Annotated in this window: 20 protein-coding genes; 14 read left to right on the plus strand and 6 right to left on the minus strand. The window is 65.4% G+C overall.

The annotated features are described in order from the left end of the window. Positions 1–283: 283 nt before the first annotated feature. From ACYOEI_RS21235 to ACYOEI_RS21265, 7 genes are all read left to right on the plus strand, one after another. Entirely contained in the window at positions 284–688 is a 405-nt protein-coding gene (locus tag ACYOEI_RS21235) for a hypothetical protein (RefSeq protein WP_462851573.1), read from the plus strand. A 309-nt stretch (positions 689–997) separates the two neighbouring features. Further along, positions 998–1957, plus strand: a complete 960-nt coding sequence (locus tag ACYOEI_RS21240; protein WP_462851574.1) for a hypothetical protein — start codon at positions 998–1000, stop codon at positions 1955–1957. Between the two features lie 203 nt (positions 1958–2160). Next, positions 2161–2553: a hypothetical protein gene (locus ACYOEI_RS21245; RefSeq protein WP_462851575.1), complete on the plus strand. Its 393-nt coding sequence runs from the start codon at positions 2161–2163 to the stop codon at positions 2551–2553. A 243-nt stretch (positions 2554–2796) separates the two neighbouring features. Further along, on the plus strand, positions 2797–3531 hold the full coding sequence (locus tag ACYOEI_RS21250; protein WP_462851576.1) for a DUF4058 family protein: 735 nt from the start codon (positions 2797–2799) through the stop codon (positions 3529–3531). Between the two features lie 126 nt (positions 3532–3657). Beyond that, entirely contained in the window at positions 3658–4254 is a 597-nt protein-coding gene (locus tag ACYOEI_RS21255) for a hypothetical protein (RefSeq protein ID WP_462851577.1), read from the plus strand. 175 nt (positions 4255–4429) lie between these two features. Next, positions 4430–4660: a hypothetical protein gene (locus ACYOEI_RS21260; RefSeq protein ID WP_462851578.1), complete on the plus strand. Its 231-nt coding sequence runs from the start codon at positions 4430–4432 to the stop codon at positions 4658–4660. 32 nt (positions 4661–4692) lie between these two features. Then, the gene (locus ACYOEI_RS21265; protein ID WP_462851579.1) at positions 4693–5733 is read left to right on the plus strand and encodes a squalene--hopene cyclase; all 1041 of its coding nucleotides are present in this window, start codon (positions 4693–4695) and stop codon (positions 5731–5733) included. Between the two features lie 762 nt (positions 5734–6495). On the opposite strand, the gene ACYOEI_RS21270 is transcribed toward ACYOEI_RS21265, so the two are convergent. From ACYOEI_RS21270 to ACYOEI_RS21285, 4 genes are all read right to left on the minus strand, one after another. Further along, positions 6496–8862 carry a response regulator gene (locus ACYOEI_RS21270; protein WP_462851580.1) on the minus strand — a complete coding sequence of 789 codons (2367 nt, stop codon included), beginning with the start codon at positions 8860–8862 and terminating at the stop codon, positions 6496–6498. An 8-nt stretch (positions 8863–8870) separates the two neighbouring features. Then, complete coding sequence (locus ACYOEI_RS21275) at positions 8871–9317, minus strand: response regulator (protein ID WP_462851581.1); 447 nt, start codon at positions 9315–9317, stop codon at positions 8871–8873. Further along, positions 9314–12112, minus strand: a complete 2799-nt coding sequence (locus tag ACYOEI_RS21280) for a PAS domain-containing sensor histidine kinase (RefSeq protein ID WP_462851582.1) — start codon at positions 12110–12112, stop codon at positions 9314–9316. Before ACYOEI_RS21280 ends, ACYOEI_RS21275 begins: the two co-directional genes overlap by 4 nt. 661 nt (positions 12113–12773) lie before the next feature. Beyond that, positions 12774–14495: an alkaline phosphatase gene (locus ACYOEI_RS21285; protein ID WP_462851583.1), complete on the minus strand. Its 1722-nt coding sequence runs from the start codon at positions 14493–14495 to the stop codon at positions 12774–12776. A gap of 202 nt (positions 14496–14697) precedes the next feature. Here ACYOEI_RS21285 and glgC point away from each other — a divergent pair, with 202 nt between their 5' ends. Then, positions 14698–15930, plus strand: coding sequence for a glucose-1-phosphate adenylyltransferase (gene glgC, locus ACYOEI_RS21290; protein ID WP_462851584.1), 1233 nt, complete (start codon positions 14698–14700; stop codon positions 15928–15930). Positions 15931–15975: 45 nt separating this feature from the next. Beyond that, entirely contained in the window at positions 15976–16365 is a 390-nt protein-coding gene (locus tag ACYOEI_RS21295; protein WP_462851585.1) for an AAA family ATPase, read from the plus strand. A 218-nt stretch (positions 16366–16583) separates the two neighbouring features. Here ACYOEI_RS21295 and ACYOEI_RS21300 read toward each other — a convergent pair whose 3' ends face one another. Beyond that, entirely contained in the window at positions 16584–17453 is an 870-nt protein-coding gene (locus tag ACYOEI_RS21300) for a DUF6065 family protein (RefSeq protein WP_462851586.1), read from the minus strand. A 298-nt stretch (positions 17454–17751) separates the two neighbouring features. On the opposite strand from ACYOEI_RS21300, the gene ACYOEI_RS21305 reads away from it, so the two are divergent. Continuing rightward, on the plus strand, positions 17752–18462 hold the full coding sequence (locus ACYOEI_RS21305; protein WP_462851587.1) for a metal-dependent hydrolase: 711 nt from the start codon (positions 17752–17754) through the stop codon (positions 18460–18462). Between the two features lie 31 nt (positions 18463–18493). On the opposite strand, the gene ACYOEI_RS21310 is transcribed toward ACYOEI_RS21305, so the two are convergent. Beyond that, positions 18494–19849 (minus strand): carbonic anhydrase/acetyltransferase, encoded by a 1356-nt coding sequence (locus tag ACYOEI_RS21310; protein WP_462851589.1) that lies wholly within the window; start codon positions 19847–19849, stop codon positions 18494–18496. Positions 19850–20389: 540 nt separating this feature from the next. On the opposite strand from ACYOEI_RS21310, the gene ACYOEI_RS21315 reads away from it, so the two are divergent. The 4 genes from ACYOEI_RS21315 to ACYOEI_RS21330 all read left to right on the plus strand — a co-directional run bounded on the left by ACYOEI_RS21315 (position 20390) and on the right by ACYOEI_RS21330 (position 25315). Further along, a complete protein-coding gene (locus ACYOEI_RS21315) occupies positions 20390–21766 on the plus strand; it encodes a lactate racemase domain-containing protein (RefSeq protein WP_462851590.1) in 1377 nt (458 codons plus the stop codon). A 110-nt stretch (positions 21767–21876) separates the two neighbouring features. Then, entirely contained in the window at positions 21877–22638 is a 762-nt protein-coding gene (locus tag ACYOEI_RS21320; protein ID WP_462851591.1) for an MBL fold metallo-hydrolase, read from the plus strand. Between the two features lie 450 nt (positions 22639–23088). Further along, complete coding sequence (locus ACYOEI_RS21325) at positions 23089–24066, plus strand: GDP-mannose 4,6-dehydratase (RefSeq protein ID WP_462851592.1); 978 nt, start codon at positions 23089–23091, stop codon at positions 24064–24066. 634 nt (positions 24067–24700) lie between these two features. After that, positions 24701–25315, plus strand: a complete 615-nt coding sequence (locus ACYOEI_RS21330) for a macro domain-containing protein (RefSeq protein ID WP_462851593.1) — start codon at positions 24701–24703, stop codon at positions 25313–25315. Positions 25316–25337 lie beyond the last annotated feature (22 nt).

Raw genomic sequence — 25337 nt, forward strand, 5'->3', positions numbered from 1 at the left:
GTAGCCACGGTCCATAGGGACAGCGCCCGCCGAAGGCTGGCACGGCGAGTCTTCGTTGAGTGCACCGATCGCGAGTACAGGCGAAAGAAATTCAGAGAAAATGAAGGGCGGATGTGCGGAACATAGGTTCGCCCTGTGCGTTCCTGAAATTTCTTTCACAAGATAACGGACAAACTGAGGTAAGTCCTGATTGCTTGATAACCATCAGAAAGAGATGGTGACTGCGATGGAACTGCGGCCCGAGTTGACGCCCCCGGCGCTTGACGAGTCGAAGCTTCACCGATTGGCACACCTCGCCGATCGGCTTGATGGTGCGCGTGCCGGAGAATTCGATGAATTCCTCGATGAGTTCAACAGGCTGGCCGGGACGACCATCCCGATCGAGGATTTCCAGGGAATCTACAAAGCGGAGGACCACGAAGATTGGGTCCGAGGAATCCTCTACCGGCAAGTCCTCACTCCCGACTCAGGACTCTCTCGAGACGAGATGGTGGAAATCGTTTCGAGGGTGTCGGCCTTTGAAGTGATCGCGGACCATATCTTCTATCTCGAATTGTTCCTGGTGAACTGCAAACATCCGTCGGGAACCGATCTCATCTATTGGCCTGATTTGGTCCCGGAATTGCCCAAAGATCGCGAGCCAACCAACCAGGAGATTGCCGATCTGGCAATGCGTGGACAAACCTAGCGGCAAGGATCGATCGTTGACCTCAGCCTGTTCCGACGCTTGGACGGCTCTTTCACTTTGACGATCATACAGCTAGCAAATGTTTGCTTAGCGGGCGAATTTGCCTTATGTGACCCGGCCCGTCATCTTGATCGGCAGATACGTTGCGAGAGCGAGGGACCTGGACATGCCACGAACCGAGCCGGTCGCGCCGCCTGCGAAGCCCAAGGAGGCGCCTGCACCCGAAAAGGCGCCTCCTGAGCGTAAGCTGGACCCGTTCAATCCGGACTGGCCAGCCACGCGACCTATGCCCGAGCCGAAGGCCCTCTCATGCCGGTGAGCGCGTTCCGCGACGAGATCAACAAGCGATTCACGCTCAACTGGCTGATCCAGGGCGCCGCCCAGCACGCGGGCATGACGGCCCATCACCTCGTGCGCGACGAGCTCGACGCGATCGATCCAAGATTGGTTCCGCTTTACGATGAGTACGCGCTGATCAACCTGCTCCAATACTGGAGCCTTGACGCCTCGTTGCTCCTCGGCAGTCCAACGCGATTCTGGAAGCGGGCGGCGTCGGACCCGAAGCATCTGTTCTTCGGCCACCCTGTCCTGTCCCGCCACGGGGGCATGCTGGCGGCGGTGTCGCGGCAGAAGGGCTGCGACCGTTGTGCCGAAAAGAGGTTGTGGGGCCTGCGGTTTTGCTTCCCGTACCGGGTGCTTTTCGTAACCAGCAGCCTCCGCCGGAGGGAGGCTCGCCACAAGCAGGCGTTGATCGAGCTCTCGAAGAAGGCCGTGACGATGGTTTGGGGGATCCCCCCGCACCGGCTCGATGGCGACTTGACGGCCGAGGTCGCGTTCGGGACGGTGACACCTCCCCGGACCGTCGCCGGTACGGTCTTCAGGGCCGGCGTGGTCGGGTACGGCGGGGTCATGCGCCGCGGCGGGGCGTTGGCGGTGGTAGGACGGGGTACGAACTGGCAGCTCCTGACCAAGGAGCTCGTCAAGGGGACTGCCGAGTTGATCTGCCTCCACGGCCTCATCCATCTATCCGACGAGACCTACGGTCAGGTGGTCTCATCGGCCGACGGCGTCGATTTCGAACCTTGGATGCTCCAGACCGGGGGCGAACTTTGGCGGCGTTTCCTCGCCGTATTGCCCGCTGGGCGCCCCCTGGCGGAGATGCTCATGCACGTATCTCGCCTGCCCGCGAAGTCGCTCGAAACCCTCCTCATCGCCGTGATCGAGCAGCCGGAATGGGCAAAGGAGCTCCTCGCAGGGCTCGGCGACTAATCGGCAGATGGGCTGCTGTCGGTGGCATCCCGCAGAGTCATGCGAGCGTTCGGGATCCTTCCAAGCTCGAGGCGGAAAGCCCCTCCTGACGTTTTCGTCATCGACTTCCAAAGCTTTTGAGATTCCGCAAATCTGACTCGGCAAACGACCTCCCGCCGACAGGTCTTCAGAGAAGGGCCCGATCCTAACCGGAGGCGACTTCAATGAGACTCCAACTATCCAGGCACCAGGTCCCTTGGGCCATCGCCGCCTTGTTCGCGATCCTGTTCGCCTATTTCTTCGTAAAGTTCGGGCTCAACACCATCTACCTTGGCATGGCCGACGAGCAGACGAAGGTCTTCGAGCAGATGTGTCAGCAGGCCATCGAGTCGAAGACCAAGGATGCGGGAGCCAATGAGCTGCTCCATACAGTGTGGTATTATCCGTCAGGGACGAAACAAGTCGTTGGATCTCGGATTGATGGCATGGTCGAGCGGGCGAGGCGGAATGCCGTGAGAGAGATCATCGCCACCCTTCGACGGAAGACCGGCAAGGACCTCGGTGAAGACCCACGGAAGTGGTGCGAAGCGCTGGCGGACAGCAAGTGGCCGGGATAAGAGGCTATCCTGTTCGTCGCCAAGATCGGAGGGACAGGACTTACGCATAGGAAAATGCCTCGGGCAGGCATCGACTTCCTTAACTCGCTCCACGATCGCAGGTTACAAGACTTCGACTTACCAGACAGCCTCTCACATCCTGGGTCGCCGGTCGATTCCCGAACTCCGAACGCTCTTGAAGAGGAGAGACGCCGTTCGAATGATCGCCAAAGGCCGGTAGAATATGGGTAGGAGACTCGTGTCATGCCGCTCCGCGATCACTTTCGACCGCCGCTGGATTTGACGACATCATGGGAGGGCCTGCATGGCCAATGGCCGGCGGTCATCGTCCAGCAATTGCGAAAGCGCCTCCCGGCCGGATATGTCGCCGAGCCGCGTGTCCATACTGGTTCCCAATTCGAGATCGACGTGGCGGCCTTCGAAAACGACGTAGCCCCGCGGCTGTCCGGATTGATAGAAGGGAATGGAGGGGCGCCAACCGTTGGATGGGCGCCGTCTCAGCCTACCGTGATGGTGGAAACGAAGCTGCCTGACAACGACGAGTACGAAGTCCGGATCTTCGATACGAGACGCGGGCGGCACCTGGTCGCGGCCATTGAGATCGTCAGTCCAGCGAACAAGGATCGCCCCGAACATCGCAATATCTTCGTCGCCAAGTGTCTATCGCTACTCCAGAACGGCGTGGCGGTCAGCATCGTTGATCTGGTAACGGTCAAACAATTCAACCTTTACAGCGATCTAATGGCCACAATCGGCCATGCCGACCCGACGTTAGTTGATCCGGAGTTGCACATCTACGCAGCCTCGTGTCGCTGGATCAGGCAAAATAAACGAACGCTGCTTCAAGCATGGTCCCATGTCCTCCTCCTGGGAGAACCGTTGCCGACGTTGCCACTCTGGCTAAGCCAAGATCTGGTTGTCCCTCTGGATCTGGAACAGAGCTATGAGCAAGCCTGCAACGATTTGTGGATCGAATAGACAGCTCCGCAGGATAATCAACAGACCCGATACGGCTGGCTGAACGAGGGCAAGCGGAAGTGGTGCGAAGCGCTGGCGGACAGCAGGTGGCCGGGATAAGAGCCGTGAGGGCAGGGATGACGAGCCATGAACGTTGGCGGTGATCGCAGATATTCCATCAATGACGGCATGATCCTGATCGCCGGGCTCGCCGCGGGCATGGGTTTCGTCCGGTTGACCACCCCCGGCATCTCCGCGGGGCAATTCTGGGCGGTATTTCTGAACGAGTTGAGAACCCCATCGCCCGGAGGTGCGTTCGAGTTCCTCGTGGAAACGGTCGCGATGTTCGTCGTCCCGTTCGTGGCGGGCTGGACCCCGGCCTGCCTGTTACTTCAATGGGCCAGACCCCGCCCTCCTTGGCGACGTCTGAGGCGACAGCCGGGGTTCGTCGCGTGCCTGATCGCGTCCGCCATCGTCGCCGCGACAATTGTGGTCTCCGTGTCGATGCTGGCGACCTCCATCTGGGACGTAAAGGCATCCGGTGATGATTACGACTTGAAGGCTCATCTCCTTGGCGGCTTGCTGACAGGCTCGGGCGTGCTTTGCTCCTGGGTGACGATGAGGCTGTGCGGCGTCTGCCGCCCATGCCCCACAGGGACGGATCGCCTCGGCCGCCTCACCGGGTCGGTCTGGCTCGGCATCTCAGTAGTCTGCGCGTGCTACCTCGCCCTGTTGCTGAATTAGCGGGTTGAGCAAGCCAGAGAACCCTACCTATAATTGAGTGCTCACCATTTATTTATGGATCATTTTCTGCGAGACTGCGATGTTAAAAACAGTTTTTCTCGGATCACTGATCTTGGTCCAAGCCGTCGTTCTACCAATCGTCGGGATCGCCACTCTGTGGTGGTCTCAGGATCTGATGAGGTTCCTCATCCATGTTGTCGGCGAGGAACAGGCGCTGGGGGCGCAAAACGTCATCCGACGCGAAGACGGGGCGACTCTGCTCACCAACCCCACAGGCATGATCCTGTGGACGACGCCGTTCTGGTTCCTGGGCTGTCTTCAGATCACTTCGGCACTCACGCTGATCGGGCTGTGGGTCAATCGCCCAAGCTCGCACCGCAACGCCCACAACAATGAGGTTGGGTAAACCAAGTTGGCCGCTTCGAGAGGATCGACCCGATGTTCCGAAAAACATGTCTGTGGATCGCGGCCCTGGTCCTCTTCCCGGCGCTCGGGGCTCGAGGAGGAGAGCCGACGAAGCTCTCGCCCAACTCTGACTCGGAGCCGATGGCGGAGCAATTCTCTCTTGGTCGTGGTGCTCAGTTCCTGGACACCGTCTCGCTCGACTGGACCCGGCGTCGAAAGTGCGGAACCTGCCACACCAACTACGCCCACATGATGGCCGGCCCGATGGTGGAGAAGGAAAAGTCATCGCCCGAACTGACCGAAGTGCGGGCGTTCTTCGAGTCGAGGGTCTCCGGCTGGGATGGACCGCAGAAGGGAGCCCGGCCGATCGGCGATGGTGAGATCGTCGCCACGGCCACCGCGCTGGCGTTCCATGACCGCGCCTCGACGGGGACGCTCCATCCGCTGACCCGCACCGCCCTGGATCGCATGTGGACGGTCCAGAGGGCCGATGGGGGCTGGACGTGGTTCGATTGCGACTATCCGCCGATGGAGGATGACGACTACTACGGGATCGTCCTCGGGGCCGTCGCGGTGGGCCATGCGCCCGGCGACTACAAATCCACGGTCGCCGCGCAGAAGGGCATCGAGAAAGTCCGAGGCTATCTCCGCTCCACACCTGCCCCCAATCTCCATCATCGGGCGATGCTGCTCTGGGCCTCGATGGGTCTCGACGGGCTGATGGACAAGCCCGAACGCGAACGGACGGTCGCCGACCTCCTGGCCCGGCAGCGGCCAGACGGCGGATGGAGCCTGACCTCGCTCGGGCAGTTCACCCGCCGCGATGGCACTCCGAACCCGAAGGATTCCCCCAGCGACGGCTATGGTACCGGGTTCGTGGTCTATATCTTGCGGCAGTCGGGGATGGCCGCCGACGCCGAGCCGGTGCGTCGGGGGATCGCGTGGCTCAAGACGCACCAGCGCGCCAGCGGGCGATGGTTCACCCGCTCGCCGACCCTTGACAGTATCCACTACATAACCCACACCGGGACGGCATACGCCCTGATGGCCCTTGCCGAATGCGGAGAGAAATAGTATCGAGCGATGGGATCCGTCCCGAATGCTCTTGCAAACGCCTTCGCGGATCCTTCGCTCGTCCCGTAAACAAAAGCGGTATGACAGGAGTATACGAAACGTCGTAGCTCTTCTCATTCGTTAGGCGATGGGGGGGCAGTCGGCATGGGCAACCACATGAAGGGGTGCAGTTGCCGGCGTTGTCGAATGGGGATGCACACAGAGTACGGCGGCAAGCTCTTGCAGAAGCTAATCAGAAGCGCTCGCCGTAAAGCCAAGGAAGTCCTCCGTCGGGACGAACAGCCGGTTCCGACCACGTCACGAGGCTACACCGACTGAGTCGCGTCGGCCGACGACACACGTCGCCGCCTCCGCGTCGCGACCCTCCGCCTTGCGGAGGTAGCCAAGCAAATAATGGGCCCGAAGCCGAAGTTGCACCGCCGGCCAAGGCGGCCACGACGACAACGATCATCCAACGGTCTCGACCGTGTCCTCTTTGACGCCACATGGAGGCGCTCCTGTATCGGCCGACGTGAGTGGGAAGGGGAGGGGGCGCCCGTGATTATCCGCACTCTTCGAGGGCAAGGCTAGGCGGTCGCAACCGCCGGCCTCGGACGGTGCGGCGTTGCGTCGAGCACGCCGCGCGCGGCAGCCCGCGATCCCACCCCGAAGAAGGAGTGCATTTGGGAGGCTCTCGAAGTCAAGAGTGTGCTTGACCAGACGATGATGATAGAGCGGAAGAACCCTGCCGCTCAACCTTGAAAGGGCCGATCGGAGACGCCGTCAGCGACAGTAGCGTACGCTCAACTCGTCGCGGAGGCGGATCCACTCGGGTTGCAGGCGGTTGAAGTGGCTGCGCTCGGCCTGGGGCTGGCCCTGTTTGGCGAGCTCTTCGAGGTTTCGGCTGGCCTTGGCGAGGGATTCGGCGCCGATGGTCAGGCTGATCCCCTTGAGGCCGTGCGCCTCTTCGCGGACTCGGGTGCTGTCGCCGGCCTCGAGAGCGGAGGCGATGTTGGCGACCGAGCGGGCGGCCTCGCCGAGGAAGAGGGTGACGAGTTCTCGCTGGTAGTCGGGGTCGCCCCCGCAGTGCTCGTTCAGCCACTCCTGGCGAAAGGCCGTGGACGGCTCGTCGAAGGGGGCAGGGGAGGTGGACTCGTCCTCGTCGGGGCGGTGGGTGTGCCGGCTCCAGAAGTGGAGGACGTCGTACAGGTCGCCCGGGCGGACGGGCTTGCGGAGGTACCCGTCCATCCCGACGGCCATGCAGCGCCGGCGGTCGTCCTCGAGCGCGTGGGCGGTCATGGCGAGGATCGGGGTCCGACGCCCCGACCCGGCCTCGCGACTGCGGATCGCCTCCGTCGCTTTCAGGCCGTCCATCTCGGGCATCTGGACGTCCATCAGGACCAGGTCGAAGGCCCCGTTCTCCACCGCGTCGAGCGCCTCGAGGCCGTTGACGACGGTGAACGCCCGGCTGCCCAGGCGTTCGAGCATCATCGAGGCGACCTTGCGGTTCATCTCGCTGTCGTCGGCCACCAGGACCTGGAGCCTGGGGAGCTTCGGCAGGTCCGGCGGCTCGAGCAGGGACTCCTCGTGCATCAGCTCGCCGTCCTCGGCGAGGAGCTCGGCGAGCACGTTGTATAACTGGGAACGTCGGATCGGCTTGGAGATGGTGGCGCAAAAGGCGCCGGAGCTGGGGGCCCGGGCGCCGAGCGGCGAGAGGGAGACGAGCCGGAGCTTCGTCATCCCCTGGTCGCTCTTGACGACCTTCGCCAGCGCATCGCCCCCTTTGCCCGAGAGGAACGAGTCGAGGATGGCGACGGCGAACGGGTCGACGGCGGAGGCCGTCCGAAGGAGCTGGAGCGCCGAGAGGCCGTCGCGAGCCTCCTCGACGCGATATCCCCAGGCGCGGAGGTACTCGCGGAGGATCCGCCGAGTGGTGGCGCTGCCGTCGGCGATCAGGATCCTCGAGCCGATGAGGCGATCGACATGCGGATGGGCCCCTTCCTGTTCGTCCTGGGCCCTGGGAAGGGTCAGGTCGATCCAGAAGGTGCTCCCACGGCCCGGCGAGCTCTCGAGGCCGATCTGGCCCCCCATCAACTCGACCAACTGCCGACAGATCGCCAGGCCCAGGCCCGACCCGCCATACTTGCGATGGGTCCCGTCGTCGACCTGGGTGAAGCTGTCGAAGATCAGGGCCTGCCGCTCCGGCGGGATGCCGACCCCGGTATCTTTTACGGTCAGATGGATCGTCACACCGGCATTCGATTGGTCGATGATCCGCGCGTCCAGGCTCACCTCGCCGTACTCGGTGAACTTGACCGCGTTGCCGACCAGGTTCACGAACACCTGGCGGAGCCGGGCCGGGTCGCCGAGGAGGCGTTCGGGGAGGTCGGAGGGGACCCGACAATGGATGTTCAAACCCTTCTGATGAGCCCGGGGCGCCAGCAGGTCGACGACTTCCTCCATGACCTTCTCGAAGTCGAACGCGACGCGCTCGAGGGAAAGCTTGCCCGCCTCGACCCGGGAGTAGTCCAGCACGTCGTTGATGACGGTCAGGAGGGCCTCGGCGCTGGTCTGGATGATCGAGGCGAACTCGCGCTGCTGCCGGTCGAGGGTCGTGTCGATCAGGAGCTCCGCCATGCCGACGATGCCGTTCATCGGCGTGCGGATCTCGTGGCTCATGTTCGCGAGGAAGGCGCCCTTGGCCCGGTTCGCGGCCTCGGCTTCGGCCTTGGCCCGCCTCAGATCCTCCTCGGATCGCTTCCGGCCGATGGCGTAGTGGATCGAGCGGAGCAGGAGGGACGTGGAGGACATCTGCCCCTTGACCAGGTAGTCCTGCGCGCCCTCGTTGACGGCCGCGGTGGCCACGTCCTCGTCGTTCAGCCCGCTGAAGACGATGATCGGCAGGTGCGGCGCCGCGGCCTGCATGGCGCGGAAGGTGTCCAACCCATGGCTGTCGGGGAGGGAGAGGTCGAGGAGGATGACGTCGATGCCCGCCTCTTCAAGCCGCCGCAGCCCGGCGTCGAGCCGGCCGGCATGGACGAACCGGAATCGGCCCGGCCCCGCGTCCGAGAGATACTCGCGGACGAGCACGGCGTCGCCGACGTTATCCTCGATCAGGAGGACTCCGATCTCCGAGCCTTGGACACTCACGGGGCACCTCATTGCGCCGGCAGCTTGACGATCGTCAGCCAGAAATCCTCGATCGAACGGACCACATCGATGAAACGCCCGAGCTCGACGGGCTTCGAGATGTAGCAGTTGGCGTGCAGATCGTAGCTCCGCAGGATGTCCTCCTCGGCCTCGGAGGTCGTCAGGACGACGACCGGGATCCGCCGCAGGGCCGGGTCGGACTTGATCTCTTGCAGGACCTCCCTGCCGTCCTTCCTGGGGAGGTTGAGGTCCAGCAGGATCAGGTCGGGGCGGGAGGCCTCGGCATGGGCGTCCTCGCGGCGGAGGAAGGCCATCGCCTCGACCCCGTCGCGGACGACGCTGAGCCGGTTCATGACCTTGGCCTCCTTGAGGACTTCCTGCGTGAGCCGGACATCCCCGATGTTGTCCTCCACCAGGAGGATCTCGACGGGCTCGGTTGCGATTTCAGGCTTCATGACTCACATCTCTCGAGCAGCGAGAAGTACACGCACGTCCCCCGGCCCGGCTCGGATTCCACCCAGATCCGGCCCCCGTTCCGCTCGACGATCTTCTTGCAGATCGCCAGGCCGATGCCGGTGCCGGGGTATTCTTCCCGGGTGTGGAGCCGCTGGAAGAGCGTGAAAATTTGTTCAAAGTATTTCGAGTCGATGCCGATGCCGTTGTCTCGGACGGAGAAGACCCACTCGTCGCCCTGCGGTTCGGCCGAGACGCGGACGGTCGGGGGGGAAGGGCCCCGGAACTTGATCGCGTTGCCGACCAGGTTTTGGAAGAGCTGGCCGAGCTGCGTGGGGTCGGCGAGCACCGTCGGCAGCGGGCTTTGGGTGACCGTGGCCCCGGCCTCCGCGATGGCCGCGCCGAGGTCGACCATGGTCCGTTTCAATACGGCGTCGCAGTCGACCGGCTCGGGTGGCTTCCCGCGCGTGCCGATCCGGGAATAATGGAGCAGATCCTGGATCAATTGCTGCATCCGATGGCAGCCGTCGACGGCGAAGCCGATGTACTCGTCGGCGGCGGCGTCGAGCCGCCCCTGGTAGCGCCTGGCCAGGAGCTGCGTGAAGCTGGCGACCATCCGCAACGGTTCCTGGAGGTCGTGCGACGCGACGTAGGCGAACCTCTCGAGCTCCCGGTTCGACCGGATCAACTGCTCTTCGACCCGCTTCCGCTCCGTGATGTCGCGGATCGAGCTGCTGACGAGGATCCCCTCCTCGATCTCCATCGGGCTGAGGCTGATCTCAACAGGGAACTCACGCCCATCCTTGCGCAGGCCGTAGAGGTTGTGCCCCACGCCCATCGGCCAGGGGACCGGGTCGGCGAAGTAGCTGCTCCGGGCATGAGGATGCCGGTCGCGGACGCGAGGGGGGACCAGGATCTCGACGGCCTGGCCGAGAAGTTCCGCGCGGTCGTAGCCGAAGAGCCGCTCCGTCTGAGAGTTCACCAGGACGATCCGGCCCCGGGCGTCGACGATCACCATCGCGTCGGGGGCGGACTCGAGGAGGCCGCGGAACTTCTCCTCGGCCCGCTTTCGTTCGGTGATGTCGCGTCCTTCGGCGATGAGCATCTCGACCTTCCCGTCCTCGCCGCGCATGGGCTTGAGGGAGAAGTCGATCGTCGCGACCTGGCCGTCGGCGCCGAGGACCTCGAGCTCGTGCCGGGCGAAGCCGCCGGCCAACGCACCGGCCAGGGCCGCCTCGAGCAGCGACCCCGCTTCCGGGGTCGTCCCCCATCCCCGGCGATCCCAGAGCGCGTGCCCGATCATGTCGTCGCGCCCTTGCCCGGCGAAGTCGAGGGCGGTCCGGTTGACCTCCCGGATGGTCCCGTCGGGATCGAGCAGGGCGACGAGCTGGAAGGTCTGGTCGAAGAGCGTTCGAAACCGCCGCTCGCCCTCGTGGAGGGCGAGGTTCGCGGCCTCGAGCTCCGCCGTACGTTCGGCGACCCGGACCTCGAGCTCGTCGCGGGCGCGACGAAGCTCCTCTTCCGCGGCCTTGCGCGCGGTGATGTCCTTCACCGTTCCGGCCATCCGCGTCGGCCGCCCATCATCCCCGGCGACCACGTCGCCCACCCCTTCGATCCATCGGACAGAGCCGTCCGGCAAGAGGATCCGGAAGTCCGAACGGAGCTGCCCCCCGTTCGCCCGGTAGGCCGCCGCCCGCCGCGACCATTCGGGGATGTCGTCGGGATGGACGCACTGGTTAAAGGTCTCGAAGCGGCCGTCGAACTCCCCCTCGGCGAACCCGAAAAGCTGTTCCTGTTCCGACGACCAGTGGAGCCGGTTCGTGACGAGGTCCCACTCCCACGTCCCCATCTGGGCGGCGGCGAGAGCGCGGCCGAGCCAGCCCTGGCTGGCCCGGAGCTCCTCCTCGGCCTGGAGTCGCTCGGTGATGTCGACGAACGCGGCGATGGCCCCGCAAGGTCGGCCCTGCTCGTCGTAGAGCGTCGTCGCGTTGCCGAAGAGCCGAAGCTTGGTCCCGTCGTCGAAGACCAGGTCCTCTTCGTAGCCTCGAACTTCGATCCCACGCGCGGCCCTCTGGACGGGGAGATCTTCCGGCGGGATCTCTATCCCCTGGCGCGCGAACCGGAAATGCGTCGGGCGTTCGCCCTCGGGCGCCGACTTCGAGGCGTTCGCCCCGGGCGCGATGCGGAGCAGCTCGTCACTCGCCCGGTTTCCCGTGATCCGGAGCCCGTCGCGGTCGTGGGCGATCCAGACGAAGGCGGGGACCGCCTCCATGAGGGCCTTGAACTCGGCGGTCCGCTCGCGGACGCGGTCCTCGAGCTCGTCCCTGGCCCGCGAAAGGTCCCGCTCGGCCCGGCGCCGCTCGGCGATCTCACGCTCGAGCATGCCCTGGCTCGGCATCGCCAGGGCCTTCGGGATCGCGGGGACCAGCGCGATCACCGTGGCCCACGACGCCAGCGCGGTCGCCAGCTTCACAAGCCCGATGAACCGGTAGATCGGCACGTAGAAGACCAAGACTTCCAGCAAGTGGCCGAACCCGCACGTCAGGATAAACAGGCCGAACAGCCAGAACATCTCCCGGAACGGCACGTCCCGGCGACGACCGGTGAAATAGATCAAGACCACCGGGATCGCGAGGTACGCGAGCCAGATGAGCGAGTCGGAGATCGTATGGAGCCGGATCAGCCCAGGCGTCCAGTCTCCGCAGACTCTCCGAGGGACGAACCCCGACGGGTCGAACAGGCGGGCCAGAAAATCCAGCATGAAGACGCCTTGCCCCTCCGATGTCCCCAACACCATTCAGACAGGGATCCCGGGCCCTGGCCGACCGAATGTGGTGACGGACGCCGAACGCGGCCCGATCTCGTCGAGCCCATGACCTATCGAATTAGATCTAAGAAATATCGATACGTGGCGGGGCTTAGCTTAAACCGCTTAAAGCCGAGGTCTTCAGGCATTAATCAAAGGTCAGGAATCCGTCTTCGTTCCCTTAAGGCGATCCATGGCACGGTCATCGAGCCATCGCAATCCAATTCTCCAGCACGCCCACTCGGCCGGCAAGCCCTTAGTAGAGAAACCCCTCTCGGCGCCCGCCGATCCCCCCGCAAAACCACCCACAACTCCCAAGCCACAAAAACCTTAAGCCAATCCCTGACATATGTTGGGGCGAATTAAGGCCGCGATCCCACCTCAGCGAGTCGTGTTGACAAAACGCATCATCCTATACCTGTCGTCACCTTCAATGACTCGATCCAATGTCCGGGTATCGACGTCGGATGGCAAGATCCGGTGTCTCTGTCAGGAGGAACGAACAGACCTGTCGAGCATCCGGCAGTCTGGAAAATTTGAGGTGCGAAGGAAGAGGGGGGCCTGCCCATCGGCGCAGGTGGCCCTTCGTTGGGGGGAGCTTGGAGCCGGCGAGAGGAGCGGAGTCCTCCCACCGTTCTCATCAACGTGTTCTTTATCGGGAACCGGCGATCGCCTTGATGTCGTCGATCACGAGGTAGTGCCCGTGATCCGCGGCGACGATCATGGCGGAGTCGTCCCAGTTGCTGTTCTTCTCGACCCAGTCGATGATGACCCGGATCGCCGCCTCGCCGCTGTAGACGGCCCCGACGGCGTTGTCGAGGTTATTGGAGTGGAGGGCGAAGTCGACGTCGCCGGCCTCGACGAAGAGCGCGAACGGCGTCTTGGGGTCTGCTGCAAGGACGGTCAAGGAGGCCCGGGCCATGTCGGCCAGCGTCGGCTGCTCGTCGAGGTCGGAGGCGCTGTAGGCCTCGGCCTTGCCGTTGAGGTCCGGGGCGGGATCGAAATGGCCGTCCGCGGTCTGGTAGGGGAGGTGCCCGAGCGTCTTCGAGCCGTAGAGGCCGAAGAGCCGCGTCCCTTGCTTGGCGGCGGCCGAGGCGGCCTCCGCCAGGCCTTTCGCCCCGTTCAGGCCGGGTGTGGTCTGGGCGACGACGTACTTGCCGCCGTTCTTGACGTCGATGGCCGCCTTGTCGGCGTCCGTGATGTAGGCATTGCCCGCGACCGAGTTCTTGCCCTGGGCCTGGAGAGCCTTGGCGGGGGCCTCCTGGCCGAACCCGATGCCGATCACCACGTCGAGGCCGGGGTGGAGCTCATCCTTGCGCGATTGCTGGACGACGCCGGACAGTCCGAGCATATCGCGGGCGAGGTCCTGGTAGTCGTCTCGGTCGACGTTGTGGGCATACATCGCGGAGGGGGAGGCATGGTTGAACGGCACACTCGTCGCGGTTCCGACCTTCCACCCCTCGGCCTGGAGTTGGCGGAAGAGGGTCGGCACGAGGTGGCCGTCATCGGCGACGTTGATCCCGTTGTTATAGGCCTTCACGCCGGTGACGAATTCGGCGGCACTCGTCGACGAGTCGGTGTAGGCGTGCAAGACGCCTCCGACCGCTAGCACTCCGGCGCGGTCCGCCTCGTGTCCCGACTGCCCCTTGAGATAGCCGGGTGCCTTGGGCCCGAGCGGCCCGAGCGTCCACGGGTTCGGGCCGGCGATCCTCGCGTCGTACCCCCCCGGCAAGCCTTTGACCGTGTCGATGGTGACGGTCTGGGCATCGACGTCGGGCGTGTTCTTGTCGTGGGTCGGGCTGGTGACGTAGTAGCCGAACTGGGCTGAGCCGCCCGTCGGATCCTCCTGGAAGATCAGCCCTGAGCCCTTGCCCTCGGTATAGACCTTGCCCGTCTTGGCGACCGCGGCCGCCTGGGTGGAGGGCCAGTCCATGCCGTCGAACCAGACGATGAACAGGTGCTTGACCCCTCGCGCGACGGCGTCGCGCTGGACCCGGAAGAGGTCGCTCTGGTCGGCGTACTCGGCCTCGGGGTTGACGGTCTTCTCGGGGAGGAACCCGTAGAGGGCCCGGAGCTTCTCGGGGTTACGATAGATGCTGTTGGGGCCGGTGACGGCGTCGAGCCGGATCTTACGCCCGAAGGTATAGAAGGGGATCAGCCGGTTCGAGTGGCTGCCGTGGTTCGAGAAGACGTCGCCGGGGCCTTGCGAGCCGAAGTGGTAGGGGCGTTCCGCCTTCGTCTTGGCGTTGGCGACGTTGGCGGCCTGCATCTCTTTGAGGCGGTCGGCGGCATGGGCCGAGGTGCCGAGGAGGAGTCCTGCGACGACGATCGAGGCCAGGCAGGACCGGGCGGGGAGAGTGGGGCGGGCGGTCACGGGCGACTCCACGAGGGCAAGGTCCAGTTGGGCCCCGGTGGCCGGGGCGCTCCGGCCCCGAAGTTTATCAGATCCCCCGGAAAATCCGGAAGGGGGAGCGGACGGCCCCCGTTCTGCCGAAGAAATCGTTGGCTTGCCCCGCACCTGGCGTCACAATGGGGGACGGCCTCGGTCCCCGATCCTCACGCGGAGGTGCTCCCCGGTGCATCGCGACGTTCTGTCCATCGTCCTCGCCGGAGGCCGGGGGACTCGCCTCGAGCCGCTGACTCGCGACCGGGCCAAGCCGGCCGTCCCCTTCGGGGGCATCTACCGAATCATCGACTTCACCCTGTCGAACTGCCTGAACTCCGACCTCCGCAAAATCCTCGTCCTGACCCAGTACAAGGCAGTCAGCCTGAACCGGCACATCGACCAGGGCTGGAAGTTCCTCTCCCGAGAGCTCGACGAGTACATCGAGGTCATCCCGCCCCAGCAGCGAATCGCCGAGTCGTGGTACCAGGGGACCGCCGACGCGATCTACCAGAACGTCTACACGATCGAGAAGGCGGCCCCTCGCGACACGATGATCCTGGCCGGCGACCACATCTACAAGATGAACTACGCCGACATGATCGCCTTCCACCGCGACCGGCGCGCCGACCTGACGATCGCCTGCCTCCCCGTGCCGAAGGCCCAGGCGAGCGAGTTCGGGGTCATGGCCGTCGACCCGTCCGGCCGGGTCTCCAGCTTCCTCGAGAAGCCCAAGAATCCCCCGAGCATGCCCGACAACCCCGAGCTCTGCATGGCCTCGATGGGGATTTATGTCTTCGCCACCGACGTGATGTACGAGCTCCTCTTCCAGGACGCCGCCAAGAAAGAGGCCAGCTCGCACGACTTCGGCAAGGACATCATCCCGGCGATGCTGGCCAACTCCCGGGTCTTCGCCTATCCCTTCCGCGACGAGAACCGCAAGCAGGCGGCCTACTGGCGGGACGTCGGCACGCTCGACGCCTACTTCCAGACGAGCATGGACCTGATCCAGATCGACCCGATCCTGAACCTCTACGACCGCGACTGGCCGATCCACACCTACCAGCCCCCCATGCCCCCGCCGAAGTTCGTCCACACCGACCCCGACCGCCGCGGCGCGGCGTTGAACTCGATCGTCTGCCAGGGGGCGATCGTCTCGGGCGGCCAGGTCTTCCGCAGCATCCTCTCCCCCGGCGTTCGGATCAACAGCTACGCCCTCGTCGAAGACTCGATCCTCTTCGACCACGTCGAGGTCGGCCGCCACGCCCGGATCCGCCGCGCGATCATCGACAAGGACGTCAAGATCCCCCCCGGCTTCGAGATCGGCTGGGACCGCGCCGCCGACCTCGCCCGAGGACTCACCGTCACCGAAGAAGGCGTCACCGTCGTCGCCAAGAGCGAAGACCTCGACCGGTTCATGCCCTGAGGGCATGAACGAGGACCTGTCAACGCGTAGCCGAGGCGGCAGAACATGGGCAAGGCACCGCACAAGCCGAAGGCATCGAAGCCCCCACGTCGGACGACTCAGGCCGAGAAGCCCTCGGCCCTGGCTTCGTATTTCCTGTCGCTCACCCTGTCGAACGTGCGTTGCTTCGGCGAGCCGCAGACCCTCGACCTCTCCGACGGCCAAGGCGGTCCGGCTCGCTGGTCGATCCTGCTGGGGGAAAACGGGACCGGGAAGACGACCCTGCTCCAGGTGCTTGCTTACATCGCTCGCCTCGCGGAGACGATCCCACCGGCAGGCGACGCGCAGGCAACCCACGCACTAAACTCACAATTTACATTATTTTATCAAAAAAGTACATTTCATTTGCCGACAGCATTTCCCGGAGCAAAAATTCACAAATCACCGTGCGTGTAACCGTCGCGGATGACGGATTGATCAGATCCTGACGAGCGACCTCCTCGGCCTCGTGAGCGCTCGCCCGCCCGAATTAGATTCCTATCTCGCAAAGAGGAAGGAGATCCTAACCAGGCCGAACCTAACTGACACTGACGAGCGAGAGCTCGAGGAGCTCGACGCGAAGCTCGGCCCCCTCCCGGCGGGTGAGTCGTTCGAGCAGACCAAGGCGATGAAGCTCATCGAGGAGTCTCTGGAGACTTTGAAGGGGCCTCACCCTCTCCATCCGGCCAGTGGGAGACAAAAGGGGGGACGGGGACCTTGACGAGATGCTCTTCGATCCCTTCGCCTTTGCGGTAGAGGTGGTGGGTCTGGGCGTTGTCGGCGACGAGCTTCAGACGGGCTTCGTGCCAGCGGAGGAACTCGTTGGCGGTGGCGGGGTCGACGGTGACGGGGGCTTCGACGGCGGAGGCGTTGCGGAAGGTCGAGTGGGGGACGGGGACGAGTTGGCCGAGGCTCTCGCCCTTGGCGAATTCGACGGTGCCGGGCTCGACGACCTTCCAGTTCAGGGTGAAGGTGTAGTTCAACCACCACGTCTCGATCAGGCCTTCGAGGGCGATGCAGTTGACCTTCCAGCGGTTCCCAGGACCTTTGGAATAGAGGTTCCAACCGGGGGAGGTGCGGAAAAGCCAAGGGGGGGTGAACGTCACGATCCCCGAGCCGAATCGGCTCTCGACGGCGGGCGTGTAGCGGGGGTCGACCTCGACGCGGAGGCCTGAAGGGGCCGGGTTGCCGTCCCAGGTGACGCGGACGTCGGTCGGGCAGAGAATCTGCCAGCCCCACTGGTTGGCCGACACCAGGGGGAGGCACTGGTAGGCATACGGCGATTGGTCCATCCAGTGCCGACGCGCCGGGGAGGGTCGCAGCCCCCAACCCAGGGTCCACTCCTGGGTCGAGATCCGGAGCGCTTTCAACTCGAGGGGAGTGGGAGGGGGAGGGGGAGGGGGACCGGCCTCGGACCCCGCGAGCCGCAGTTGCAACTCGGCGACCTGTGCCTCCAGTTCCCGGATCCGCGGGGAGGCCTCGGCGGGATTCTCGACGTCGCTCATCCGCACGGACTCCTCTGGAAGCACCTCGCCCTTTGGCAAAACGTCCGGATCCCGTCCCACTCCGCGAAGACCTCGAGGGCCCGGAACGGCCCAGTCTACTCGGGGCCTCGCCGTTCGGCTCGATCAGTTTCGGGAGGCGAGCCAGGCCGAGGGCACTCCATCGAGGGCAGGGCGGGGGGTTGTCAGCGTTCGTTCCTTGTGGTTGATTCAGGCCGATGGGGACTGGATGGCGAGGGGACTCCGGCCCCGCGTTTCGATCTCAGGATCGGCCCGGAACCGGAGAGGAGAGGGGGCGGCGATGGCGACTCGCGTGCAGTGGTTGGGGCACTCGTGCCTGCTGTTCGAGACCGACGGTCGGCACGTGCTGGTCGACCCGTTCTTGACCGGGAACCCGAAAGCGGCGGCGAAGGCGGAGGAGGTGCCGGCCGACCTCATCCTGATCTCGCACGGGCACGGGGACCACGTGGGCGACGCCGTGGCGATCGCGAGACGGACCGGCGCGACGGTCCTGACCAACTACGAGATCGCCGAGTGGTTCAAGGCGCCGGAGCGTGGCTTGAAGGATGTCCACGGGCTCCAGCACGGCGGAGGACTCGGGTTCGAAGGGATCGGTCGGGTCAAGCTGACGCTCGCCTTCCACGGCTCGGTCCTGCCCGACGGCACCTACGGGGGGAACCCTTGCGGATTCCTCCTGACCTTCGCCGACGGCACCACCGTCTATGATGCTGCCGACACCGCGCTCTTCGGCGACATGAGGCTGATCGGGGAGGAAGGGGTCGACCTCGCGATCTTGCCCATCGGCGACTACTACACGATGGGCCCCGACGACTCGCTCCGCGCCGTCAACCTGATCGGTCCCGAGGCGGTGATGCCGATACACTACAACACTTTCCCCCCGATCGCGCAGGACGAGAAGGCCTGGGCCGATCGGGTCCGGAAGGAGACGAAGTCGGAGCCGGTCGTGCTCCAACCAGGCGATTGGCACGAGATCAAGAGCCGGTCGCGATAAGGCGAAACGGCCGACACCCGGCGGACCGGTGTCACGACTGGACGGTGCCGACCACGACGTTGTTGATCATGATCGTGCCGGGGGCGATGTTCGCCCCGGCGGCGATCGACGAGTTCTCGATGTAGGAACGAGCCCCGATGGTCGCGTTGGCACCCACGGACGTCCGCGAGAGGACGGCCCCCGCGCCGACGCTGACGTTGTCGCCGATGTTGATGGAGATCCCCTGGCCGCCGAGGATCACGGCGTTGTCGTCGGCCGAGAAGTCCTGGTCGATGGTGACGGGTCCGCCGGCCACGACCGGGCCGGAGCCGCTCCCCAACGGCGACGTGATGGTCACGCCGTTGCCGAGCTTGCGGAGCGAGCCGATGGTGATCGGCTGGCCCTGGTCGCCGAGGATCGAGTCGCCTCGCCCCAGGCTGTTCGCGACGTCGCCCGCCTTCTGGTGGAAGGCGACTGCACCCGTGACCCGTGCGGGGAAGTCGACGAGGAGCCCCTGCTGCTGCTGGCCCATCGGCGCGAGGAATGTCGGCGAGCCCGAGGCGGGCTCGAACGAGACGAGCGCCGAACCCGGCTCGGCCCCCGCCCCCTCGATGGTCGCGAGGTTGCCGTTGAACGTGCCATTGGAGTTCGGCGCGGTGACGATGCCGCCGCCCCCGAAGTTCCCGGTGGCCGAGTTCCCCTGATAGACCGCGGCATACCCCGCGGCCAGGGCCTGTGCGTTGGCCACCATCTGGTTCGCCAGGTTGCTGTCGGAGGTCGTCACCGGGACTACCTTGCCCACCGCCGGATCGGAGGCCTCGGCGCTGCTGGTGATGCTGACGCCGGGGAGGACCCGGAAGCCGGAGGGGACCGTGACCCCGGGCCCGACGTACGCCAACGCCCCGACGATCGCGCCTGGCTGCACCGTGGCCCCGTTGATGACGGCGTTCGGCCCGATGATGGTCGGCTTGGCAGTCGCCCCATTCGCCCCGATGGTGCTCGGCCCCGTCACCGTTGCCCCGATCCCGACCTGGACGAGATCGCCGATCCGCACGCTCGTCGTCGGCTTGCGCGATTTGGTGGGATTGCTGAGGATGCTCGCGTTCGACAGGATGCTCGATCCCTTGCCGATCTTGATGAACCCGGTGCTCGCGTTCAGCGTGGAGTACGAGGCGATGTACGTCCGGTTGCCGACCATCACGTGAGCACCGTTGGTGATGCGGGCGGACGGGTCGATGAACGTCGCATTCTTCGACGAGGCGCCCGCCGGTAGGATCGGACGGTTGGGGTTGGTCACCGCCGGGGCGCTGGCCGGGTGGAGGTAGGGGTGTCGACGATCCACGAACGGCGGGATCGTGCTCAAGAGCAGTCGCCCTTCCATCGGCTCGCCGACCGGTCGATACGCCACGCTCCGCCGCCGTCCTGGTCGATCCATGACACCACCGATGCGGTAAGGGCAAGGCCGCCCTCGGTGGGCCGGCCTCAATCCGTGATCTCATTCGACGGGACAAGCTTCGCCGTCCGAAGCGAAGGCCCGCCTACGCCCGAAACTCGCAGCCGAGTAGGGAGAGGCGCGATACCGAGCAGACCAGCACATTCCATCGACTCGCCCCAAGCCCTTACTTTGCGACAACCCGAACGGAAATCAGGGCACAAATCCAGACAATCGACAAAACCCTTCTTTTGCCCACGAGACGAATAATCGGCAATACAGGCACGTTCCGCGCAACCCTACCGCTCGCACCCCATCCAACGACAGGGCGTTCGTCAGGGCCTGCGGGTCTCACGAGCGTTCCCGGCCTGGCGATGGCGGCGGGGATGGATTAGCCTGGGACCCGCGAGGTTCCTTTCCCTTCGAGACCGTCGACCGCCGAGCAGGCGCGACAGGCCAGGGCCGGCCCTCGGGTATTGTCATCGACGCGCCCCCGCGGCCTGGGGAACCTCTCTCATGAAAACCTCTCCCGTGCCTCCATCTTCCTCCGTCGTCCTTCCCTGGGGTTGGCACAACGCCTTGCCGCTCGAGCTCCCCCCGGCCTGGCCCGAACCCGACGTCGTCCGACCCGACCTTGACGGGCTGATCGACGACTATCCCGGGGCCCTCGAGCAAGCCCTCGACGCGCCCCTCGGCTGCGGCCGACTCGAGGACCAGGTCGCGCCGGGGACGACCGTGGCGATCGTGGTCGACGACCCTTCGCGGTGGACGCCGGTCCGCGAGGCGCTCCCCATCGTCCTTCGCCGACTCCATGATGCGGGGGTGCGTCGCGAGGATGTCACGATCAGCGTGGGCGTCGGGAGGCACCACGCGGTGGACGACGCCTCGATGCGAGCACGGGTCGGAGACGAGGTCGTCGAGGCCTACCGCTGCCTCAGTCCGCCGGTCGACGACCTCTCGGCCTACGCGGAGCTGGGCACGACGCCCCAGGGGGTGCAGGTGCGGGTCTTCCGCCCGGTCGCCGAGGCGGGTCTGAGGGTCCTGATCGGCTCGGTCTTGCCGCACCTCCAGGCGGGCTTCGGCGGCGGCTACAAGCTGATCTTCCCCGGGACGAGCCACCGGTCGACGCTCGGGGCCTTGCACCGCCAGGGCCTGAGCCCGGCCGACGCCGGCAAGCTCCTCGGCGGCGACGCTTCCGAAAACCCGATGCGCCAGGCGATCCGGTCGGCGGCCAGGTTCCTCGGACCTTGCACGTCGATCAGCCACCTGCTCGGGGCCCCTGGCCAGGTTCTTCGTGTCTCGGCCGGGCATCCCGACCCGGTCCAGGATGGGCTCTCGGCCGAAGTCCGGCGCCGTTTTCGGGCCCCCGACGCGCCGCCGGCCGACCTGATCGTCGCGGGGAATCACCCGTGGCCGGGCGACCCGATGCAGAGCTTCAAGGTCCTCTTGCAGCATCGCGCCGCGACCCGGCCCGGCGGGGTGCTCGTCGGGTTCTTCTGGACGGCACCCGGCGAGATCGACCGCTCGGTGCCGATGCCCTCGCTCCAGGCCATCGCCGCATCCGGGGCCGTGGGGGCCTGGGCGATCCGCCGAGGACTCGCGGCGGCGAGCCGGCTCGTCACCGCCCTCGGACGTCCCAGCGCATTCCTGCTCGGCTGGGCCCGCGAATTGGTGGTCGACCGGACGGTCCTCGTCTACGCCCCGCCGCTCCGCGAGCGCCTCGGCCCTCGCCTCGGCCCGATCCGGCTCTTCGCCGACCAGGGCGAGCTCTGGAGCGCCGCCGAGGACGCCCTCCGGGGTGTGGCCAACCCTCGAGTCCGCGTCTTCCCCCAGGGGGGGCTGACGTATGCCCCCGAACCGCGTGGCTATCCACGGCCGACCGCCGTGGTATGATGCCAAACAGAGGCCTCAGTCCTGGACGACCCGGCCGTTGCGAGGCGGTGAGCCCGGCTCCCATCCCGACCCGGCCGGATCCTTCTCTCCTTCCCCCTTCGAGTGCCGCGATGAGCGAAGTCCGCTTGATTCCGCTGGGAGTGGGGGACGCCTTCAGCGCGCGGCACTACACGACGTGCCTGGCCCTCGGCGTGGACGACGAGTGGATCCTGCTCGAGTGCCCGCACCCGGTGCGGAAGATGCTCCGCGAGGCCTCGACCGCGGCCGGCTACCCGCTCGACCTGGACAAGATCCGCGCCGTCGCCGTCAGCCACCTCCACGCCGATCACAGCTCGGGCCTCGAAGACTTCGGCTACTACTCCTACTACGTACTCGGCCGACGCGCCCGGCTCCTGATGCACCCGCGCGTCTCGGCCAAACTCTGGGACGGGCAGCTCTCCGCGGGGATGGGCGAGGTCCACGAAGGGTCGGGAGGGGCACCCGTCGCCCGGCGGTTCGACGAGTTCTTCGATCTGACCCCCCTGAGCGATTCGGCCCCGGTCACCACCGGCCCGTTCTCGATCGAATGCCGCGCCACGATCCACCCGATCCCGACCACGGCCTTCCGCATCCGGGTCGGCGACCGGACCCTGGCCTTCAGCGCCGATTCGGCCTTCGACCCCACCCTGATCGACTGGCTCGCCGCCGCCGACCTGATCGTCCACGAGACCACCACCCACCCCGAATCGACGGTCCATACCCCCTTCGAAAAGCTCGCCGCCCTCCCGGCCTCGATCCGGGATAAGATGCGTCTGATCCATTACCCCGACGACTTCAAGGCCAACCCCGCCATCATCGAACCGCTCCAGCAGGGGCAATGCTACATCGTCTGAGTGTCCCTCCCGAAACCCAGTCGGCTCTTGGGACGAAGTCGGTGCGATGGCAGAGGTTGAGAGTGCCACGGGTTCCGTCTTCGGACCCCGTGCGGAAAAAGCCCGGCCGGCGACATCGGGCTTGTCCGCAGGGCTCGCGGATTCAGGGATTCCGACCGTCCATCGGAGCCTCCTCCGGGGATCGAGGCGTTGGGCCGGGCCTGATCCGCACGGGGTCCGAAGACGGAACCCGTGGCGCCCGGCGCAGCCGTTTTCGGACATGAGCATAATTTTCAAGGCCCGGTGTCGCCTCGTTGAGCCAGCGCGGGCCGGGTGAGTTGCAGTTCCCACGTAACCTGGCTAAGGTGAACCGTCCATAACGGGGACACGCCTCCCGGTGCATGCGACGTGGGCGTGATCCGCCCCATTCGCACGAACGTTTGCCGATTCTCTTGAGGACGTGAGGGGCTGATGCGAGTTCTGGTGACCGGGATCTCGGGATTCGTTGGGGGCCACCTGGCCGAGCACCTCGCCGAGGAAGGGGACGTGGTCCAGGGCCTCTCCACCTCGGGGCGCTGGCCGGCGGGACTGGCCGACCTCTCGAAATTGGCGACGATCGAGCCGTGCGACCTGGTCCGGATGCCAGAGGATGCCCTAGCCGCCCTGATTGGGCGCAAGAATCCCGAGGTGATTTACCACCTCGCCGCGCAGGCGAACCCGCAGAAGAGCGTCTCCGACCCGAGAGGGACCTGGGAGTTGAACCTCGGGGGCACCTTGAACCTGCTCCAGGCGGTCAAGGCGTCGGGCCTATCCCCGAGGGTCGTGGTGGTGGGCTCGGGCGTCTGCTACGGCAACCCCGCGCCGGAGTTCCTGCCGGTCTCCGAATCCTGCCCGATGCGGCCGAACAACCCGTATTCGGCGAGCAAGGCGGCGGCGGACCTCCTGGGCGTCCAGCACTACCTCTCGCACGGCACCGACGTGGTGATGGCCCGTCCGTTCAACCACGCCGGCCCCCGCCAGGCCCCCGAATACGTCCTGAGCGCCCTGGCGCTCCAGGTCGCCGAAGTCGAGGCCGGGCGCAAGCCCCGCGTCGAGGTCGGCAACCTCGAAATCGTCCGCGACTTCACCGACGTCCGCGACGTCGTCCGCGGCTACCGGCTCCTGGCCGTCCGCGGCCAGTCGGGCGAGATCTACAACCTCGGCACCGGGGTCGGCACCAAGATCGCCGACGCCCTCCAGACCCTCGCCTCCCTCGCCAGGGTCCCCGTCGACGTCCACGTCGACCCCGCCCGCGTCCGCCCCGTCGACCAACCCCTCCTCGTCGCCGACGCCACCAAGCTCCGAACCGCAACCGGCTGGGCCCCAAGGTTCTCGACTGGGCAGACGCTCGCCGACATGCTCGCTTACTGGCGTGAAATCCTGGCACGCGACAACTTCAACACACACTAAATCAAATCACACAACTAAACCAACGACCGATGAACGCCGAGGCCTCTCATGTGACGGCCATGTGATCGGGGAGGAGCCCCGAGCGAAAATTACGCCGCCCGCTTTTCCGCAACCTCTTCACAAGGATAGGCTTGAGACCACACCGATGGGGCGGTCCCTGTCGGGATTATAGCGGATCATACACGCGTTGCGCACGTCGGAGGAAAACGGGGACTGGCTCCCGGCAGGATCAGGCTGGGGTTTTCGCGAATGAACATGGAGGCCGGGTGCCTGTCCCCATTTTCCGGGCCGTCGCCGTCCGCTGCGGTGGAAACGGCGACAGGCACCTGCGCTTCGCTGCGGAGCCAGTCCCCGCTTTCGCCTCCGCTCTCGGGTCACAGACACGCCGTACCGTGTGCAACCCAACCGTTTGCCGCTCTAGAGAGACCGCAACGTGATTTGCAAGAGACTACCTCGGTGAAACGCCATCGGGGAACCATCATCGGCTTGAGTCGCTATACCATTCACGAGCGACGCTGGGCCTCCAAGTCAAGGCAGCACCGTCGAGACTTCTGCCCTATGAGGGTCGACAGAGATTCGTCTAAGATAAACAGCCATCGTGTCCTTAGACAAACGATCACAATTACCAAACATAATGCTCGAATCCCTCTGGCTGGTCCATCCCGACGAGGAAATGTCCGACGCATTCCGGCGACGCTTCGACGGCCTTCCTGGGGCCCGCGTCGTCCGAGCCAGGTTCGAGGAGCTCGAGCCGCACGACTGTTTCGTGACTGCGGGCAACTCGTTCGGGATCATGACGGCCGGGATCGACGCGGCGGTCATGCATTATTTCGGCGAAGGGCTGATGCGGAAGGTCCAGCACCGGATCATGGACGAGTTCTTCGGCGAGCAGCCTGTCGGGACGGCCTTCGTCGTGCCCACCGGCCACTCTTCGATCCCGTTCGTGGCCCACGCCCCGACGATGAGGGTCCCCGGCAGCATCGAGGGGACGGACAAGGTCTACAACGCGACCTGGGCCGCCTTGCTGGCGATCCACGCCCACAATCGAAGCTCAGGCCCAAAGATCGACGTCGCGGCGATGCCGGCGATGGGGACGGGCTTCGGGGGCGTCCCCTATGACGAGGCGGCCAGGCAGATGGCCGCGGCCTATCGCCATTTCCTCGAACCCCCGCACCGGCTCGACTGGGACTTCGTCATCGATCGCCAGAAGGCCATCCATTACGACAACGGCCGGCAGGTGGTCCGCTGAGCAGGCTAACAGCGACTAAAAC

The organism is Singulisphaera rosea (assembly GCF_054877945.1).

Coding starts and splice junctions, on each gene's coding strand:
- ACYOEI_RS21240 (WP_462851574.1), top strand. CDS start 998: ATGCCGGTGAGCGCGTTCCGCGACGAGATCAACAAGCGATTCACGCTC.
- ACYOEI_RS21320 (WP_462851591.1), top strand. CDS start 21,877: ATGAGCGAAGTCCGCTTGATTCCGCTGGGAGTGGGGGACGCCTTCAGC.
- ACYOEI_RS21260 (WP_462851578.1), top strand. CDS start 4,430: ATGAGGTTCCTCATCCATGTTGTCGGCGAGGAACAGGCGCTGGGGGCG.
- ACYOEI_RS21280 (WP_462851582.1), bottom strand. CDS start 12,112: ATGGTGTTGGGGACATCGGAGGGGCAAGGCGTCTTCATGCTGGATTTT.
- ACYOEI_RS21330 (WP_462851593.1), top strand. CDS start 24,701: ATGCTCGAATCCCTCTGGCTGGTCCATCCCGACGAGGAAATGTCCGAC.
- ACYOEI_RS21245 (WP_462851575.1), top strand. CDS start 2,161: ATGAGACTCCAACTATCCAGGCACCAGGTCCCTTGGGCCATCGCCGCC.
- ACYOEI_RS21315 (WP_462851590.1), top strand. CDS start 20,390: ATGAAAACCTCTCCCGTGCCTCCATCTTCCTCCGTCGTCCTTCCCTGG.
- ACYOEI_RS21295 (WP_462851585.1), top strand. CDS start 15,976: ATGGGCAAGGCACCGCACAAGCCGAAGGCATCGAAGCCCCCACGTCGG.
- ACYOEI_RS21305 (WP_462851587.1), top strand. CDS start 17,752: ATGGCGACTCGCGTGCAGTGGTTGGGGCACTCGTGCCTGCTGTTCGAG.
- ACYOEI_RS21255 (WP_462851577.1), top strand. CDS start 3,658: ATGAACGTTGGCGGTGATCGCAGATATTCCATCAATGACGGCATGATC.
- ACYOEI_RS21250 (WP_462851576.1), top strand. CDS start 2,797: ATGCCGCTCCGCGATCACTTTCGACCGCCGCTGGATTTGACGACATCA.
- ACYOEI_RS21300 (WP_462851586.1), bottom strand. CDS start 17,453: ATGAGCGACGTCGAGAATCCCGCCGAGGCCTCCCCGCGGATCCGGGAA.
- ACYOEI_RS21325 (WP_462851592.1), top strand. CDS start 23,089: ATGCGAGTTCTGGTGACCGGGATCTCGGGATTCGTTGGGGGCCACCTG.
- ACYOEI_RS21275 (WP_462851581.1), bottom strand. CDS start 9,317: ATGAAGCCTGAAATCGCAACCGAGCCCGTCGAGATCCTCCTGGTGGAG.
- ACYOEI_RS21265 (WP_462851579.1), top strand. CDS start 4,693: ATGTTCCGAAAAACATGTCTGTGGATCGCGGCCCTGGTCCTCTTCCCG.